The organism is Nostoc sp. MS1 (genome assembly GCF_019976755.1).
Lineage (GTDB): Bacteria > Cyanobacteriota > Cyanobacteriia > Cyanobacteriales > Nostocaceae > Trichormus.
Map to the genome: position 1 here is coordinate 4,107,815 of NZ_AP023441.1, position 16,765 is coordinate 4,124,579.

General features: G+C 42.2%; 13 protein-coding genes. 7 read left to right on the top strand and 6 right to left on the bottom strand.

Annotated elements, in window-relative coordinates:
• Nucleotides 1–36: 36 nt before the first annotated feature.
• The 4 genes from NSMS1_RS17780 to NSMS1_RS17790 all read left to right on the top strand — a co-directional run bounded on the left by NSMS1_RS17780 (nt 37) and on the right by NSMS1_RS17790 (nt 3,273).
• Nucleotides 37–1,533, top strand: a complete 1,497-nt coding sequence (locus NSMS1_RS17780; protein WP_224086071.1) for an NADH-quinone oxidoreductase subunit M — start codon at nt 37–39, stop codon at nt 1,531–1,533.
• Between the two features lie 115 nt (nt 1,534–1,648).
• A complete protein-coding gene (locus NSMS1_RS17785; RefSeq protein WP_224086072.1) occupies nt 1,649–2,779 on the top strand; it encodes a CO2 hydration protein in 1,131 nt (376 codons plus the stop codon).
• 50 nt (nt 2,780–2,829) lie between these two features.
• The gene (locus tag NSMS1_RS35130) at nt 2,830–2,958 is read left to right on the top strand and encodes a hypothetical protein (RefSeq protein ID WP_263432517.1); all 129 of its coding nucleotides are present in this window, start codon (nt 2,830–2,832) and stop codon (nt 2,956–2,958) included.
• 54 nt (nt 2,959–3,012) lie between these two features.
• Complete coding sequence (locus NSMS1_RS17790; RefSeq protein ID WP_224086073.1) at nt 3,013–3,273, top strand: hypothetical protein; 261 nt, start codon at nt 3,013–3,015, stop codon at nt 3,271–3,273.
• A gap of 63 nt (nt 3,274–3,336) precedes the next feature.
• Here NSMS1_RS17790 and NSMS1_RS17795 read toward each other — a convergent pair whose 3' ends face one another.
• On the bottom strand, nt 3,337–5,058 hold the full coding sequence (locus NSMS1_RS17795; RefSeq protein WP_224086074.1) for an iron uptake porin: 1,722 nt from the start codon (nt 5,056–5,058) through the stop codon (nt 3,337–3,339).
• A 129-nt stretch (nt 5,059–5,187) separates the two neighbouring features.
• On the bottom strand, nt 5,188–5,814 hold the full coding sequence (locus NSMS1_RS17800) for a Crp/Fnr family transcriptional regulator (protein ID WP_224086075.1): 627 nt from the start codon (nt 5,812–5,814) through the stop codon (nt 5,188–5,190).
• A gap of 926 nt (nt 5,815–6,740) precedes the next feature.
• Here NSMS1_RS17800 and glgP point away from each other — a divergent pair.
• Nucleotides 6,741–9,305, top strand: a complete 2,565-nt coding sequence (gene glgP / locus NSMS1_RS17805; RefSeq protein ID WP_224086076.1) for an alpha-glucan family phosphorylase — start codon at nt 6,741–6,743, stop codon at nt 9,303–9,305.
• Between the two features lie 79 nt (nt 9,306–9,384).
• Here glgP and NSMS1_RS17810 read toward each other — a convergent pair whose 3' ends face one another.
• Nucleotides 9,385–10,119 (bottom strand): DUF429 domain-containing protein, encoded by a 735-nt coding sequence (locus NSMS1_RS17810; protein ID WP_224086077.1) that lies wholly within the window; start codon nt 10,117–10,119, stop codon nt 9,385–9,387.
• 222 nt (nt 10,120–10,341) lie between these two features.
• Between NSMS1_RS17810 and NSMS1_RS17815 the strand changes: the two genes are divergently transcribed.
• Entirely contained in the window at nt 10,342–12,375 is a 2,034-nt protein-coding gene (locus NSMS1_RS17815; RefSeq protein ID WP_224086079.1) for a serine/threonine-protein kinase, read from the top strand.
• Nucleotides 12,376–12,428: 53 nt separating this feature from the next.
• On the opposite strand, the gene NSMS1_RS17820 is transcribed toward NSMS1_RS17815, so the two are convergent.
• The 3 genes from NSMS1_RS17820 to NSMS1_RS17825 are packed head-to-tail and all read right to left on the bottom strand — an operon-like array spanning nt 12,429 to nt 16,584.
• Entirely contained in the window at nt 12,429–15,062 is a 2,634-nt protein-coding gene (locus tag NSMS1_RS17820) for a chloride channel protein (protein WP_224086080.1), read from the bottom strand.
• 22 nt (nt 15,063–15,084) lie between these two features.
• Nucleotides 15,085–15,213 (bottom strand): hypothetical protein, encoded by a 129-nt coding sequence (locus NSMS1_RS35135; protein WP_263432518.1) that lies wholly within the window; start codon nt 15,211–15,213, stop codon nt 15,085–15,087.
• 60 nt (nt 15,214–15,273) lie between these two features.
• Complete coding sequence (locus NSMS1_RS17825; protein WP_224086082.1) at nt 15,274–16,584, bottom strand: TldD/PmbA family protein; 1,311 nt, start codon at nt 16,582–16,584, stop codon at nt 15,274–15,276.
• Between NSMS1_RS17825 and NSMS1_RS17830 the strand changes: the two genes are divergently transcribed.
• Complete coding sequence (locus tag NSMS1_RS17830; RefSeq protein ID WP_171843551.1) at nt 16,583–16,726, top strand: hypothetical protein; 144 nt, start codon at nt 16,583–16,585, stop codon at nt 16,724–16,726. The genes NSMS1_RS17825 and NSMS1_RS17830 overlap by 2 nt on opposite strands.
• Nucleotides 16,727–16,765: the final 39 nt, after the last annotated feature.

The following is a 16,765-nucleotide window of genomic DNA, read 5'->3' on the forward strand; positions in this document are numbered from 1 at the left end:
CCCTCTCCCTCATCTCCCCCCACTTCCTCATCTCCTATGCTAAGTGCCTTAATTTTTACCCCATTACTGGGTGCGCTGTTAATTGGTCTACTTCCCTCTGGTAATAATGGGAAAAATTCCCGTAATGTAGCATTGATTTTTTCGGGTTTAATTTTCTTGTGGTCGGTGGTGATAGCCAGCCAGTTTCAACCAGGACAAGTTAGCCAACAGTTTAGCGAGTTCATACCTTGGATAGATTCCTTGGGATTGGGTTATAATCTGGGTGTGGATGGTCTATCCTTGCCGTTGTTGGTATTAAATGGATTATTAACAGGCATAGCCATTTACAGCACCGATGAATCTTTGCAACGTCCTAAGTTTTACTACTCCCTGATATTGGTTTTGAGTGCCGGGGTAGCAGGAGCGTTTCTTGCACAAGATTTACTACTATTCTTCTTGTTTTACGAACTGGAACTGATTCCCTTGTACCTGTTAATTGCTATCTGGGGTGGTGCAAAACGGGGTTATGCGGCTACTAAATTTTTAATTTACACGGCTGTTTCAGGAATTTTGATTCTTGCCAGTTTCCTGGGTTTGGTGTGGTTGAGTGGATCTGGTAATTTTGCTTTATCCAGCATTAATATTAATTCCTTACCCATAGCCACGCAATTGCTAATCCTGGTAGGGCTTTTAGTAGGTTTTGGCATCAAAATGCCTTTGGTTCCCTTTCATACATGGTTGCCAGATGCCCACGTTGAAGCTTCTACGCCGATTTCCATGTTGCTGGCTGGGGTACTGTTGAAGTTGGGAACTTACGGGTTATTGCGTTTTGGAATGGACTTATTACCCGAAGCTTGGGCATATGTAGCACCTTGGTTAGCTGTGTGGGCTGTGGTGAGTGTGTTATATGGTTCATCATGTGCGATCGCTCAAACAGACATGAAAAAAATGGTAGCCTACAGTTCTATTGGACATATGGGCTATGTGCTGTTAGGCGCAGCCGCCGCTACACCCTTAAGTAGCTTAGGCGCTGTCATGCAGATGATTAGTCACGGTTTAATTTCTGCACTGCTATTTTTGCTAGTAGGTATTGTTTATCAAAAAGCTGGTAGTCGTGATTTGAATGTAATTCGGGGATTATTAAACCCAGAACGGGGTATGCCTGTAATTGGTAGCTTGATGATTATCGGTGTCATGGCTAGTGCAGGTACACCAGGAATGGTAGGGTTTATTTCCGAATTTATTATCTTCCGGGGTGCTTATGCGGTTTTTCCTGTACAAACGCTGGTTTCAATGATTGGTACAGGTTTAACTGCGGTTTACTTCTTAATTCTCGTCAATAAAGCATTTTTTGGGCGCTTATCAGTACAGGTAATGAATTTACCCAGAATTTATTGGAGCGATCGCGCTCCTGCTTTTATCTTAGCGGCATTAATCATCATTTTTGGTATCCAACCCTCTTGGTTAGCTCGTTGGACTGAACCCACTATTACATCAATGTTGAGCGTTGATAACACAGTAGCAACAGTATCGCTCAATAAAGGTAAAAGTTAATAGTTGGTCATGGGTAATAGATAATTAAGTGGATAAAAAATTATCTATTGCCAAACTGAAAAAATAATATAACCCTTTAAACAAAATTGATATTTTTACTAAGGAGAAACTAATTATGGTCAATCTTAAGAATAAACCAAAAAATCAACCTTTAGGTGAATATATTGAACGTTTACTACAAGGACAAGCATTACTTGTAGATAGCCCACAAAATGTTTTAGAAGTAGTAGGTATTCTCAAAAGTTACGGCATAGTTTTGGATGCTTATTCTAAGAATCTAATATATATTGCCGAAAACCAGTTTTTAGTATTTTTCCCATTTTTTAAATATTTTAATGGCGAATTTTCCTGGGGAAAATTATTTCGTCACTGGTGGCATGACAGAATCAATTTTGAATATGCTGAATACTGTATGAAAGCCATGATGTGGCATGGGGGCGGTGGCTTAGACGCATATTTGGATACTATTGAATTTCAAGAAAGAGCAGAAGCAGTTATTCAAGCAAAATTTGCGAAAAATCCCTTAGTGAAAAGTGTGAATCAACTGTTTCCTGACTTCTTAATTGAACAATTGCGAGTATCTGCTTACTATAGCGGTTTGGGTCAGTTTTGGCGAGTTATGGCTGATATTTTCCTCAGCTTATCAGACCGTTATGACCGGGGTGAAATCGAAACAATTCCCCAAGTTGTAGACCATATTAAAGCAGGGTTAGTTGCAGATGCGACTAGACCAATTACCTATTGTGTAAAAATAGAAGGAAAAGTCTACGACATTATTCCTAAAAGTTTAGGTTTAACTTTCTTAGCAGATACAGCAGTACCTTATGTAGAGGCAGTATTCTTCAGAGGAACTCCCTTCTTAGGAACAGTTTCTTATAATGCTCAAGCTTATCAGGTTCCTCCTGATCAAGCTCGATTCCAATATGGTGCTTTATATGCAGATCCCTTACCTATCGGTGGTGCAGGTATTCCACCTACATTGTTAATGCAGGATATGCGCCATTATTTGCCAGAGTATTTACATGAAATTTACCGCAAAAGCCTTAGAGGTGAAGATGATTTGCGGGTGCAAATTTGTATAACTTTTCAAAAGTCAATGTTTTGCGTCACCACAGCTACTATTTTAGGGCTAATGCCTTTCCCGGTAGATACTCAAGACCCATCTGAGCAAGCTGCTAATGAAGTTTATCTCGAAAAGTGGATGGATAGATTTGTAACATCACGCTTGCTTGACGTTAACAGTTGAGTATTGTATGGGATTCATACTTAATTTTTGAAATTCTTTTAGGGTAGGCGATGCTTACCAGTTCAGGGTTTTGGTGCTGTAATGCCTACCCCACCGATACAGAGAATTTTACGGCTACACCAAGAGAAATCAAACCGGATGTCCGTAGCATAACAACGTTCTGCTTAATTCGATTATGATGAAGTGTAGTGTAAGAAAAAACACTACATCAATTACGAATTACGAATTATTTCATGGATGCTTTTGCCCTTACTCCGCCTGAATGGACACAGAAGGCAGTTCATGCTTACGGGTTTTGCTGTCCTAACTGTCGCGCTAGTAGCCTAGAGGCTTTACAAGTTTGGATTAATCGGCGATCGCCTGTTTTAACAGAAGACCATCGGCGTAAATGGCAGGAGTTTTATAATTGCCAGTGTGGTTGTGCTTGGTGGGGGTGGAGTAGCGATCGGCCGCCATCAAATTTGACTAATCAACAAGATGCTGATTTGGAATAAAAAAAGCCCTCTACTACAGAGGGCTTTCGTTATATAGTAACGACTTTAGAAAGTAACTAACTTTTAGAAAGTGAAGGTTGTACGCAATGTACCTACATAAACGGTATCATTTCTGTCATTATTCTCTGGGTTGAAGATAACCAACAAGGCTGGAGTGACGGAAATATTATCGTTAATTTGCATTCTGTAGAGTCCTTCTAGGTGATAAGAAGTGTCAGCATCTTTTTGCTCTACATTAGTAGCGGATCTAACGTCGCTGCTAGTTACTTTAGGCTGTTGACCAAAGATAAAGCCGAGTACGTTCCCCTCTCTACCAAAGTCTTGCAATCCAAGAGTTACACCCCAGTAAAACAGGTCTGCATTATCACCTGATCTGACTGTTGCACCACCCAATGAAGTACCATTAGATTCAGCTTCAGCATATGATAAACCTACCCAACCACTAAGGGTTGTTTTAGCGCTAGGTTTGAAAGTGGTTTGAAAGCCAAAGTGGTTCCCAGAGGTAGCTACACCACCAAAAGGTCTGTTTGCTATATCGCTACCTGTACCTCCAGTAAAGTTAAAATTACCACCAGTAGCATTTTGATATGAGTGAACGTAGGTGAAACCCAGGTTTAACGCTTGGCTAGGTTGGAAAGCTACCTGAGCTAAGAGCGCATAGTCACCATTGAACAAACCTGTTTTATTAGAAGGGTCGTTAGCTGTGCTAGTACTTGTACCACTTACAGCACTTCCACCAGCTAGATAACCAACAGATGCAGCGAAGGGGCCTTGAGGATTAAAGTTAACGGTCAAACCTGCGCCACCAGAACCTTGACGATAGATGGGGCTGAAACGACCATAACGGGAAATAGCACCTCTGCTGCTGCTAGCAAAGACAGGGTTGAAGTTATTTACGTTTTCCCAAAACTCACCATTGTTAGCATCAATCTTGACGCGAATTGCATCACTCAAGTTGAAAGCATAGTTAATTTTATCGATGTCAACTCTGTTACCATTATCATTGTCATAGGCAAGACGGGTCATGTTAGTCCCAGTTCCACTTGCTCCACTTGTATTGGAGTTGTTAAGAACATTTCCTGATTGCAGACGGATTTGCAGTTGGTCTTTACCAGTAAAACTGCTATTTAAGCTTAGACGTACCCGGTTAGAGAAGGTAATGTTGCTGTCTAAATCTCTTCTTGTGGCATTTGGGTTATTAATTAATGTGCTAGAAGAGAGAGCTTGCTTGTCACCAAAAGAATCAGAGATGCTGAAAATGGCTTCCCCGACTAGCTTGGTAGTTGTGGAGAATTGGTTTGCTTCCAACTCAGAAGTACGAGCTTCTAGCGCATCAACGCGACCGCGTAAGGTAGCTAATTCAGCAGAAAACTCTTCTTGTAAGCGTTGTAGGGTAGCTAAGTCTTCTTTTTTGACTAAATCTGCTGTTGCTGTAGCAATCAGTTCGTTAACTCTGTCCAAACAAGCGTTCAAACCAGCAGCAAACTCATAACGGGTTAAAGCACGATTACCACGGTATGTACCGTTGGGATAACCTGCAATACAGCCGTAGCGTTCAACCAAAGATTGCAATGCTTGGAATGCCCAATCAGTAGGTTGAACATCGGAGAATTGTGATACAGATGTTACCTGACCAATATCTTGAGATTGGGAAGCCTGTGTTAATTGGGAAACACTGGTTACTTTTTCATTAGCTTCGGCTGCTAGGGCGCTATTGGTAGCAAAAAGGGTAGCAGCAAAAACTACTGGGCTAAACTTTAAAGCGTTCCAGAATAGTTTCGACATATGTTTTAAATTCACTCACACCAAACAGTTCACTATCATGGTAAAATATTTTACACCCTTTTTATGGGGGTATTTACACATGATTGTTGTAATCACTATACATCTTTAGGCATAGTTAAGACAAGATAGTTAGCCATTTTTTAAACTGACATTCATAATTGTTTTATTTGATAGGCATAGAATAATGCGCCGCTTGTGACGTAGTAGCGTACCTGCTGCTTCAAATTGCTGTAGTAAACGTGTTACAGTTACTCTCGTTGTATTCAATACTTCAGCAATTTCTTGATGGGTAATATACAGTTCAATGAGTCTACCTTGTTCTAAATCTCGCCCAAATTTTTCACTCAGCCAAACTAAGAATTGCCATAAACGTAGAGACACAGGTTTACGGTGGACTATGCTTAAAAGCTCTTCAGAATATTGAATATGAGCTAGTAAATCATTAGTGTATTGATGCCAAAAATGTTGCGGTATGGCAATAGCTTCTACACTAGTTAAACATTCAATTTGATATGGGTTAATTTTAGATAAAGGATAACCAACTAAATCCCCAGTTCCCCAATAACCCAAAGTAATAAATGTGCCGTCTTCGCCCCAAGTGAGAGTACGAACTACCCCACGTTCAATTCGCCAAAGTACATCTTGATTAGGTGGAATAACTTCTTTGCGCGTAAATAGCCTTGGTGACAAATTCCCCTTGAGGGTGGAGTCAGCCAAGATGTCAGCAGTAGTTTCTGTGATAGTTATAGAAGACATTCAAGCAGTAGTTGTAGAAGATAATTAACAAGAATTACGCAAATCAGAATGAGTTTTCTGTACTAGGTATTTTATATTTTGCAAAAATTTAAGCTGGTTTAAAAATTTTTTATAATATCCAACAACTCAGAAAATGAAGAGAAAATATTTTAAATTTTTAGATTAATAAATTATCGTCTACAAAAATTTTCAATTAGTCTCTAATATTCTATTAGCATAATTTTGTCAACTTTAAACATTTTTATCATCAAGATAATTATATGTATTGGATATTTATTTTCTTATGTCTAAATAAATTTATTAGTGGTAAAATGGCAAATCTTTGAAAAAGGAGCAAAGTTTGTACTTCAATAAATTTTTTGAGCAGTAGCTTCTATACCTTGATATGTATCTAATTCAAAGGATTGTTAGCAAGCAAACCTTTCTCTCATTCCCAGTGAGTGTTTTTTAAATGTATTCATGGTCAATAGTAATCATGCAAGTTTAAGAAAAGGTAAATATTAGGTGAAGCGATACTTAATTAATTTAGACGAATATTTAGAGACCGCTTATATACGGACATAAGTTACTTCCGTAGGTGTAAAAACATGAATTATTTGTCACTCCATCTACGTAAATTTAGCTTCCATACACTGGAATTACATTTGCGTACGATGAAATCGGTATCTATTGTTAATAGCTAACCCTTAAACTCTTTATCTTGATTTCTTAAAAAAATATTGAGATTTTCTAACTTGAGATACAAGTATATGTAATCTGAGATGCAGTAAAAATGCCTATGACACAAAGTTTACCAAGCATAGCTAGGAAAATTTTCATCCCTTAACAAAGTCATGGGAATTTTACAAACTTAGTATAAAGAATTGGCAACATTGGGAAAAGACAGTCAACAATAGCCATAGCTAAACTAGGAGCCTTGCTAACCTATGCAGCCAATTCGTACATTCAATGTATCTCCTTCCTTGCCGACGCGACTAGAACCGTTGCGGCGACTGGCGTATAATTTACATTGGGATTGGAACGTCGAGACTAAAGATTTATTTCGTCGCTTAGACCCAGATTTATGGGAGTCTAGCCATCATAACCCTGTATTAATGTTGGGTACAATCAGTCAAGGGCGGCTTTTGGAAGTCGTAGAAGATGAAGGTTTCCTGGCACAGCTAGATCGTGCCGATCGCCAACTAGAGGAATATTTACAGGAACGTAGTTGGTATAAGAAGCAGCGTCATCAGACACCAAAAGAATGTTTCGCCTATTTTTCGGCGGAGTTTGGGTTGGTAGATTGTCTGCCCGTTTATTCTGGCGGTTTGGGGGTTCTAGCGGGAGATCACTTAAAATCAGCTAGTGATTTAGGACTACCCTTGGTCGGTGTGGGTTTATTGTACCAGCAAGGCTATTTTGCTCAATATCTCAATGCCGACGGCTGGCAGCAAGAACGTTACCCGATTAACGATTTCTATAATATGCCTTTGCACCTAGAACGCAATGCCGACGGTTCAGAACTGCGGATTGCGGTAGAATATCCAGGACGCAAGATTTACGCCAGAGTTTGGCGTGTACAGGTGGGAACTGTACCCCTGTATATGATGGATACCAACATTGAACCGAATAATCCCTACGACCAAGACATCACCGACCAACTCTATGGCGGCGATATCGATATGCGTATCCACCAAGAAATCATGTTGGGTATTGGTGGTGTGCAAATGTTGAAAGCCTTGGGCTATAAGGTGACTGCTTACCACATGAATGAAGGTCATGCCGCCTTCTCAGCCTTAGAACGCATCCGCTTGTTGATTCAGCAAGAAGGTCTGAGTTATGCGACAGCTAAACAGGTGGTGAGTTCTAGTAATATCTTTACCACACATACCCCAGTACCAGCCGGGATTGACCTATTCCCACCTGATAAAATTCTGTATTACCTTGGTTATTATGCAGATATCTTTGGCTTACCCAAAGAGCAATTTTTAGGGCTGGGACGGGAAAATACAGGTGATTTGTCTGGGCCGTTTAGTATGGCGGTGTTGGCGTTGAAGATGGCAACATTTTCTAATGGTGTCGCCCAGTTACACGGTGTTGTTTCCCGGCAAATGTTCCAAGGCTTGTGGAAAAAGGTTCCTGTGGAGGAAGTACCTATCACAGCCATTACTAACGGTGTCCATGCGCGTAGTTGCGTTGCTAAGTCAACCCAAGAATTATACGATCGCTATTTGGGGCCAAATTGGTCATCAGTACCATCAGATAACCAATTGTGGGAACGGATGGACGCAATTCCTGATGAGGAGTTGTGGCGCAATCACGAACGTTGCCGCTTGGACATGATATTGTATGTGCGTGAGCATTTAGTCAAACATTTGCGCGATCGCGGTGCTTCTCCTTCCGATATTGTCCAAGCCCAGGAAGTCCTCGACCCCAATGCGTTAACTATTGGTTTTGCCCGGCGCTTTGCCACATACAAACGTGCTACCCTGTGGATGCGCGACATTGAAAGGATTAGACGCATTTTATTAGCCGACAAAAACCGCAAGGTACAATTTGTTATTGCTGGTAAAGCCCACCCGAAAGATATCCCCGGAAAAGAACTCATCCGCGAAATTAATCACTTTATCCGTGAACAACATTTAGAAAAACAAGTCGTGTTTGTTCCCAACTACGACATTCATATTTCCCGGCTGATGGTAGCTGGTTGTGATATCTGGTTAAACACACCCCGCCGTCCTAGAGAAGCATCGGGTACAAGCGGGATGAAAGCTGCAATGAATGGCTTACCTAACCTGAGTGTGTTAGATGGTTGGTGGGATGAAGCTGATTATGTCCGCACCGGCTGGGCTATAGGACATGGGGAGAATTACGAAGACCCCAACTACCAAGATGAAGTAGAAGCCAATGCCCTCTACGATTTACTGGAAAAAGAAGTCGTACCCCTATTTTACGACCACCGCGATGTCGATGGTTTACCTAGACCTTGGGTAGCGAAAATGAAGGACGCTATCCGCTTAAACTGTCCATTTTTTAATACAGCGCGGATGGTGCGAGAATATGCACAACGGGCTTACTTCCCAGCAAGCGATCGCTACTATACCTTAACATCCGATAATTATGCGCCAGCTAAGGAATTGGCAAATTGGAAAGCAACCCTTAGTGACCACTGGTTTAATATCAAAATTAAAGATATCGATGTATCCGCAGGCGCAGATATCGAAGTTAATCAAACCGTTGCTGTCAAAGCTAAGGTAGACTTGGCAACTTTAACCAATGATGATGTACAAGTCGAACTATATCAAGGTGCGATTGATGCTAACGGGGATATAGTCAACGCTATACCTGTAGTGATGGATTATCAAGGACAGGATAGCGGAGGGTTGAGTGTGTACACAGCTAATATCCTTTACACTGCCTCTGGTTTACAGGGTTTGTCGTTGCGTGTGTTACCCCAACACCCGCATCTGTCTAATCCTTATGAACCCAGGTTGATTGCTTGGGCGGAATAATTGGGGAGTAGGGAGTAGAGAGTAGGGAGTGGGGGAGATGAGGGAGACAAGATAAGTAGAACTTCTTCTTTATCTCCCCCTACTCTCCATTCCCCGTTTTTGGAATCACAATGTAACCCGTGGTGCGATCGCCTAAAACTAAGTTACGTTGTTCTCCCCAATACCACCAGTACGCAGCTATGTAGGCACAGATTAAGCTATCTAGTTTATCTTCGGCAGCTTTGAGTGCTGTACCTGTATGGGGGATTTCACTAATGGATAACTTTTTTATACACAAAGCAGGCTCAAAGGTGGGTAGAATATCCACAATATATTGATATAGTCTGACTAATTCTAAGCGGCACTCACTGATGCGCCCTTTTTTATATTTGAGGATACGGTCTAAGTTGAATAAATTTACTATTGCGGGATGGGGAAAGACTTCAATTTGATATCTGCCTAATTTTTGTGGTTCGATTGTCGGTGCATGGACGAAACCACGGGATTCTAATTCTAAGCCAAAATTAATGGTGCGATCGGCAAAGGGTAGACCTTGATTTGCTGGGTAACAGCCGGCGTGATATTTACCAAAATATTTGTGTGTGAGTTTGTCAGGAAGACGGCTACCTGTAGGGTTAGGGATGAGGGTAGGCGCATCTACAGCGATGAGTGCGCTTTCGTTTGGTTGTACCCAAGTATCAATCCAGGTGAAAATGTGAGCGATCGCATCTTGCCGATCTAAATCAAGTATCTCTAGTTTCCCATCAATGAATTGTAAACAACATAGTCCACTTGGTTGAGACTTCCAACCCAAATCAACACCAATAAATTTCATATCTGTACGCCCCTGCCATTCTTCAGTTCAATTCGGAATATTCTATAATCTGGAGAATAATTAACTGTGTAGCTCTCTAAGTTTTGCTGTACTGAGCAAGATTGTTGCATTTACCAAGATTGATGATATTCAGGTCAGTGTTATCTACCAAAGTAAGGCCAGTTTGTAAAACAACTGACAACTGACTCATATAAATTTTCATGCAGCCGCAACTGTCAGAACATGATCTGCTGCTTAAATCCAGATTGCCCAAATCCATTAAACTCTGATGGAAAACACTCGTGTAAATCCTGTGGTACTACCTTAGTACCGCTTTTAAGAAACCGCTTTCGTGTCATTCGTGTACTTTCTGATGAAGGAGGATTTGGCAGAACTTATCTATCAGAGGATAAAGATAAATTAAATGAACCCTGTGTAATTAAGCAACTAGCACCAAAATTTCAAGGTACTTGGTCACAAAAAAAGGCAGTGGAATTGTTTGCTGAGGAAGCCAAGCGCTTACAAGAACTTGGCGAACATCCGCAAATTCCCACCTTGTTGGCTTACTTTGAGCAAGATAACTGTTTGTATTTGGTGCAACAGTTTATTAATGGACAGAATCTTTTAAAAGAGTTACAGCAACGTAAGAACTATCGACCAGGGGAAATTCAAGCGATTTTGTTAGATTTACTCCCCGTTCTCAAATTTGTCCATGATCGCGGTGTCATTCATCGAGACATTAAACCTGAAAACATTATCAGGTGTCGCACTGATGGCAGATTAAATCTTATCGATTTTGGTTCCTCTAAACAATTAACTGCCAACGTGCAGAATTTCGGCACATCCATCGGTTCACATGGTTACTCACCACTAGAACAAATTCGTGATGGTAAAGCTTATGCTGCTAGTGATTTGTTCGCTTTGGGAGCTACCTGTTTTCACTTAATGACTAGTGTTTCACCCTTCCAATTATGGATGGAACATGGTTATAGCTGGGTATCTAATTGGCGGCAATATTTACGCAGTCCCTTGACACCAGAATTAGATCACGTAATGGACAAGCTGCTGCAAAAAGACCTCAAGCACCGCTACATATCGGCTGATGAAGTCATCCAAGATATTACTCCCAAACAGCCCCTAGCCTTACCAGCCGCCGGACAAACATCTGGCAAATTCCCCATACCTCAGACAACTTATGTAGCTAAGTTGCCTAAAAAATATACCTTAGTCAGAAGCTTAGTTTTGCTGAGTGCTTTAGTATTGCTATTTGGTTTTAGCGAATCTTGGGTTAGCCAATATCGGCGCATTTACAGCAGTTTATCCTCAAGGTTAACTCAGCACAAGTCTAGCGAAATGGTGATAGTCAAGTCGCAGAAGCCCACATTAAGAACCATTTCTCTACCAAATACTCTCCCAAGCGGTGAAAACCCCTATATTTCCCTTGCAATTAGTCCTAATGGTCAAATCATAGCTAGTTGTGGGGGCGATCGCACTATTAAGATTTGGCAGTTAGCTACAGGTGAAGAAATCTCTACCCTCAATGGGCATTCTGGTAAAGTTAATGCTGTTGTCTTTAGCCCTGATGGTAAAACCCTAGTTAGCGCCAGTGATGATAACACTATCAAAGTTTGGAACCTCAAAACTGGCAAAGTCATTCGTACCCTAGAAGGACACAACGACGCAGTTCATACCGTTGCTATCAGTCCCAACGGCAAAACCTTAGTTAGTGGTAGCGATGATAACACCGTCAAAGTCTGGAATTTAGCTTCGGGAAGACTCATCACAACACTCACTGGACATACATTTTGGGTGCGTTCCGTTGCTATTAGCCCTGATGGTGTCAATATAGCGAGTGGTAGCTTTGATAAAACTATTAAAATTTGGAATTTAGAAACTGGAAACCTAATTCACACCCTAGCCGGACATGGTGAAACAGTCACATCAATTGCCTTTAGCCCTGATGGTAACACCTTAGCCAGCGCCAGCCGCGATCGCACGATCAAAATTTGGAATGTAGCCGCAGGTACAAGGCTTCTCACCTTAAAAGGAAGTACAGAAACAGTCACATCAGTTGCTTTTAATCCCGATGGTAACACCCTAGCCAGTGCCAGCCGTGACCAGACAATCAAGTTGTGGAATTTAGCAACAGGCGAAGAAATTCGCACCCTAGAAGGGCATGAAAATACAGTCACATCTGTAGCTTTTACCCATGACGGTGCAAACTTAGTCAGTGGTAGCGAAGATAATACGATAAAAATTTGGCCTATGGGAAATTAGGGAGTGGGGAAGCAGAGGAGAATAACTATTGACTATTGACTATTGACTATTGACTAACTATCAATTGCCCCTCTCACCAAAATCACTGTACTATCTACACCAGAAGCGATCGCCTCTGGAATATTACCTTGGATAGCTTGTTGTAATAAGCCTTCACGGGAAGCACCTAAAACTACTACATCATAACCCTCGGTTTTTACCAGCTTAATTACACCTTCGACAACTGAATCAGCTTGTACTGGCGCAGCAATTACAGTGCTAGATAATTGACGACTACGCATTAATTGACGAATAGCTTGTTCTAGAACTGTCATATCTGGTTTTAAATCTAGGGGTTTAAATATCCTAGTTAGACGAATTTGCGGTTCATTTCCTAAAGTAACTAAAGCTGGTAACAATTTAATAGCTATCCTGGCGTTGGGGCCACCAGCCATTGGTACTAGCCAGCGATTAAATTGGGGAGTGGGGAGTGGGGAGTGGGGAGTGGCGGAAGATGAGGGAGATTTGACTGTTGATTGTTGAGTGCCTAGCTTTACTAGCACTACGTCACAGGTGGCTTGGCGGATGATGATGTCTACAATGTTACCGAATATACGTCCGGGGGTGGATGTGTTGCCCTTCCAACCCATGAGGATGAGGTCTATGTGTCGTTCTTCAATGGTTTCTATTATTGCTTGTGCGGGGTCATGGGCGACTCTAATTTGAGTATGTACGGGAATACGCCACTTTTTAGCTAATACTTCTGCTTGTCGCAGCAGGCGGCGGCTTTTGGCGGTGCGGACAGTGGTTTCGGATGGGGAAGTGTGGCGGGAGACTAACATTATTTGCACACACTCTATTTCATAATGGCGATCGCGGGCAATAGCGGCTGCCATTTTTAATAAGGTGGCGGCGGTTTCGGGGTTGGCGACTGGTACTAATAATCTACCTCTGCCAGTACTAGGACTGCGGGTTTGGTAAACTACATAAGATGGTTCTGCTTGTGTTGCTGGGTTGGGGTTTTCCCCGTTAAGATGCTCTGCTTCTGCTTTAATAATATCTGCACGCGTAATAATGCCGATCAATTTCTGCCCTTCGACAACGGGTAAGCGGCTGATTTGATAGCGGTCTAGTAGATACAATACGTTACTTAAGTTATGTCTAGGTGTCACCGTCATAGGATTGGCGGTCATAATTTCCCGTAAAGGGGGATTACTGTCTGGATGACGACTGAGGCTTTTGGTTAAATCTGATTGCGTAATAATTCCTACTAATTTATTATCTTCAACTACTGGAAAACCCCTGTGATGAGAGTTAGCAAAAGCTTGTTTGGCTTCTTCTAGGGTCATGTCTGCGTCTAAAGTTTCTACCCTCTGCTGCATTACCTCTTTTGCCGTCAGTCTAGTTAATACCCCTTCCACCGACATTTGTTTATTTAGAGTAATCCCATTTAAAGATAATAATTTTTCATACAGTGAGCCAGGTACTACCTTTTCTGCTACCAAGTAAGCAGTTACAGCTACTATCATCAAAGGTAAAACTAGGTTAAAGTCAGTGGTCATTTCAAAGACAATCACTATTGCGGTGATTGGTACTTTAGAAACGGCACTAAAAAATCCTCCCATCCCTGCTAAAGCATAGGTAGCAGGAGAACCGCCTCCCGACACATAGTAGGCAAATACCCCTACCAAATGTCCTAAAGCGGAACCCAAAATGAGACTAGGGGCGAATAATCCTCCAGGTGCGCCAGAACCAAAGGCTATTAAAGTGAGAATAAACTGAGAAATAAATGCGATCGCCGCAAATGTTGGTTTTAAATCACTGGTAATTACATATTCTCTCAACGCAGCATGATTACGGAAAGACTCTGGCAACAGAGACACGACAACCCCAGAAACTAAACCAGCTAAAGCGACCCGTAAAGGTAAGCTAATATGCAGATTCCGGTAAAATTGCAGGCTAAAAATTAATCCGCGATTGAATAATGCACCAAATAGCCCGGCTAAAACTCCTAAAAGCAGAAAGAAAGGGATTTCTGGAAAAGAAAAACGGCTAGAGTAGTAAAGTAACTCTATGTTTAAATTTAGACTGCGACCACCCAATAATCTGGAAACTACGCCACCAATAAACGAGGCAATAATCGCAGTTCCTAGAGTTAATCCTGATAAATCTTGTAGTAATTCCTCAATAATAAATAATACACCCGCGATCGGAGCGTTAAACGCAGCCGCTAAACCAGCACCAGCACCAGCCGCTATCATTTGTCGCCGATGGTCGGGAGATGTAGGAACCAAACGACTCATCCCCGCCGCCAAACCTGCCCCTACCTGTACTGTCGGGCCTTGCCTTCCCAGTGTCATTCCCGAACCTAAGACAATAATGGCACTTAGTAACTTAATTATTGCTACCCGCCACGACAATTTCATGGGTATATTTGCCAGGGTGGCTTTGACTTGAGGAATCCCACTCCCACCAGCCTCTGGTGCTAATCTTTCCACCAATAAACCAGCCAAATACCCAAAACATAGACCTATGATTGGTAAGACTAACCAAGCAGGCAAAATATGAGAACTATGAACTCGCCATGCCCCTAAAAATCCTGAACTGACTTTGAGAAATACCGCAGATAAAGCAGCTACAATCCCAATAACACAAGCTTCTGCGATCGCTAAACCCCGTCTAGGCTGCAACCAACTGCGAAAGTACATAATGGTCAGTTGTCATTGGTCATTAGTCATTAGTCATTAGTCCATAGTCAACAGTCCATAGTGAGCCAGTCCTGTAAGCGGGTTTCCCGCCGTAGGGAACTGGCGTTCGCCCTTGGCGTGCCGTTGGCGCAGCCTCTCGTAGAGAAGGCATACCCTTAAGGGTCAACAGTCAGTGCGTTTTTCCCCCTTGCACCCCTGCTTCTTCTACTCCCTAGTTATTTCTCCCAGTCGTCGATAGTCCTTCAACAATTAACGATGGGGTATAACAAGAACCGTTCCAATCGGCATCACTACCTAATTCTACTTGCTTGAGAGCAGTATAAACATTACCTGCGACCATTGTATCTTTAACGCGACCAATGACTTGACCTTTCTGGACTCTATACCCTAGTTCGATATTGATGGAAAAGTCACCAGATATACCACTACTACCACCAAGCATTTGATCCACGATTAAACCATCATCGATTTTTTGAATTAGTTCTTTAAGGGATGCAGAACCAGGTTTAATCAAGAAGTTAAATAAGCCAGGGGTGGGATAGCTGGCTAAACTTGGGCGAAAACCATTTCCAGTAGTACCATTCGAGAGTTTTCTTCCAGTGGTGCGATCGCAATAATAATTCTGTAATATGCCTTGTTCGATAAATACCAACGATTGAGTCGGTGTACCTTCGTCGTCAAAAGGGCAACTGTAAGGCCCTGCTTGGGGGTCTTGGTAAAGGGTAAGGCTGGGGGCAATTATCTCTTTACCTAAGCGTTCTGCCCAAGGAGAGGCAGCTTCTAGGACACGTTTGCCATTCAAAGCTGCTTGTGCCGTACCCCAAAGCATATCCGCCGCTTTGGAGGTAAATAAGACGGGAACGCGACCGTTAGGAGGTGGGACGTTTTCTTTTGCCCATGCTAACCTTTGTAAAATTTGATATGCTAGTTTCTCTGGGTCTAAGTAGTCGCGCTGGGTTTGTCCATCAGAAACACTTAAAAAATCGTCACCGCGCACCCACTCGGCGGACATATAACAACTGAGGGTGGTATCGTTGTAGTAACAATCTAAACCTTGGGTGTTGATCAGCCTAGTAGTTTCCACATCACATTCCCAATCACTATTACAGAGTACATCTGGATAGTTGTTGCGGATGAGGGCGATCGCTTCTTTTCCCCAATTAACTAAAACCTCTACAGCTACAGCCTCACCCAAATCTGGATAGGATGGCTGAGAGTTGCTTATCAATTCCACAGGTTCTGGTTGGTTAAGTTCGCTCAAAGCTAGAGCGCGTTCCACCATTGCTTGTGGTTCCACCGAACCATAAGCTACCGTGAGTCCTGGGCGACCTTTGCGCCATAGACGCAGTGCCGTACCTTCAGATTGGCTGGTTTCTAGCTGTTTGAGTCGATTAGCCTCAAAAAATACTGGACGAGAAAGCGATCGCGACTGATATACTTCAGCCGCTTCCGCTCCCGATTTGATAGCTAGTTCCAGCAGTTGTTCTGCTAGCGTATCTTGTGATAAATTTTCAGAACCCATGACCCTCGGTGAATTGTGGACTGTGGATTTTGAACTGGCAACAGACGCAGATCATTATCCCAAATCATTGGTAACTATCCGCGTACATTTCAGACGGACGCAGATAATTATCCCAAATCCTTGGTCTTTCTCAGCAATTTAAAAGGGAATCGGGAATGGGAGAACCACATCTCCCCCTACT

Coding starts and splice junctions, on each gene's coding strand:
- NSMS1_RS17800 (WP_224086075.1), bottom strand. CDS start 5,814: ATGTCTTCTATAACTATCACAGAAACTACTGCTGACATCTTGGCTGAC.
- NSMS1_RS35135 (WP_263432518.1), bottom strand. CDS start 15,213: ATGCCTTCTCTACGAGAGGCTGCGCCAACGGCACGCCAAGGGCGAACG.
- NSMS1_RS17810 (WP_224086077.1), bottom strand. CDS start 10,119: ATGAAATTTATTGGTGTTGATTTGGGTTGGAAGTCTCAACCAAGTGGA.
- NSMS1_RS17780 (WP_224086071.1), top strand. CDS start 37: ATGCTAAGTGCCTTAATTTTTACCCCATTACTGGGTGCGCTGTTAATT.
- NSMS1_RS35130 (WP_263432517.1), top strand. CDS start 2,830: ATGCTTACCAGTTCAGGGTTTTGGTGCTGTAATGCCTACCCCACCGAT.
- NSMS1_RS17790 (WP_224086073.1), top strand. CDS start 3,013: ATGGATGCTTTTGCCCTTACTCCGCCTGAATGGACACAGAAGGCAGTT.
- NSMS1_RS17825 (WP_224086082.1), bottom strand. CDS start 16,584: ATGGGTTCTGAAAATTTATCACAAGATACGCTAGCAGAACAACTGCTG.
- NSMS1_RS17785 (WP_224086072.1), top strand. CDS start 1,649: ATGGTCAATCTTAAGAATAAACCAAAAAATCAACCTTTAGGTGAATAT.
- NSMS1_RS17795 (WP_224086074.1), bottom strand. CDS start 5,058: ATGTCGAAACTATTCTGGAACGCTTTAAAGTTTAGCCCAGTAGTTTTT.
- NSMS1_RS17820 (WP_224086080.1), bottom strand. CDS start 15,062: ATGTACTTTCGCAGTTGGTTGCAGCCTAGACGGGGTTTAGCGATCGCA.
- glgP (WP_224086076.1), top strand. CDS start 6,741: ATGCAGCCAATTCGTACATTCAATGTATCTCCTTCCTTGCCGACGCGA.
- NSMS1_RS17815 (WP_224086079.1), top strand. CDS start 10,342: ATGATCTGCTGCTTAAATCCAGATTGCCCAAATCCATTAAACTCTGAT.
- NSMS1_RS17830 (WP_171843551.1), top strand. CDS start 16,583: ATGACCCTCGGTGAATTGTGGACTGTGGATTTTGAACTGGCAACAGAC.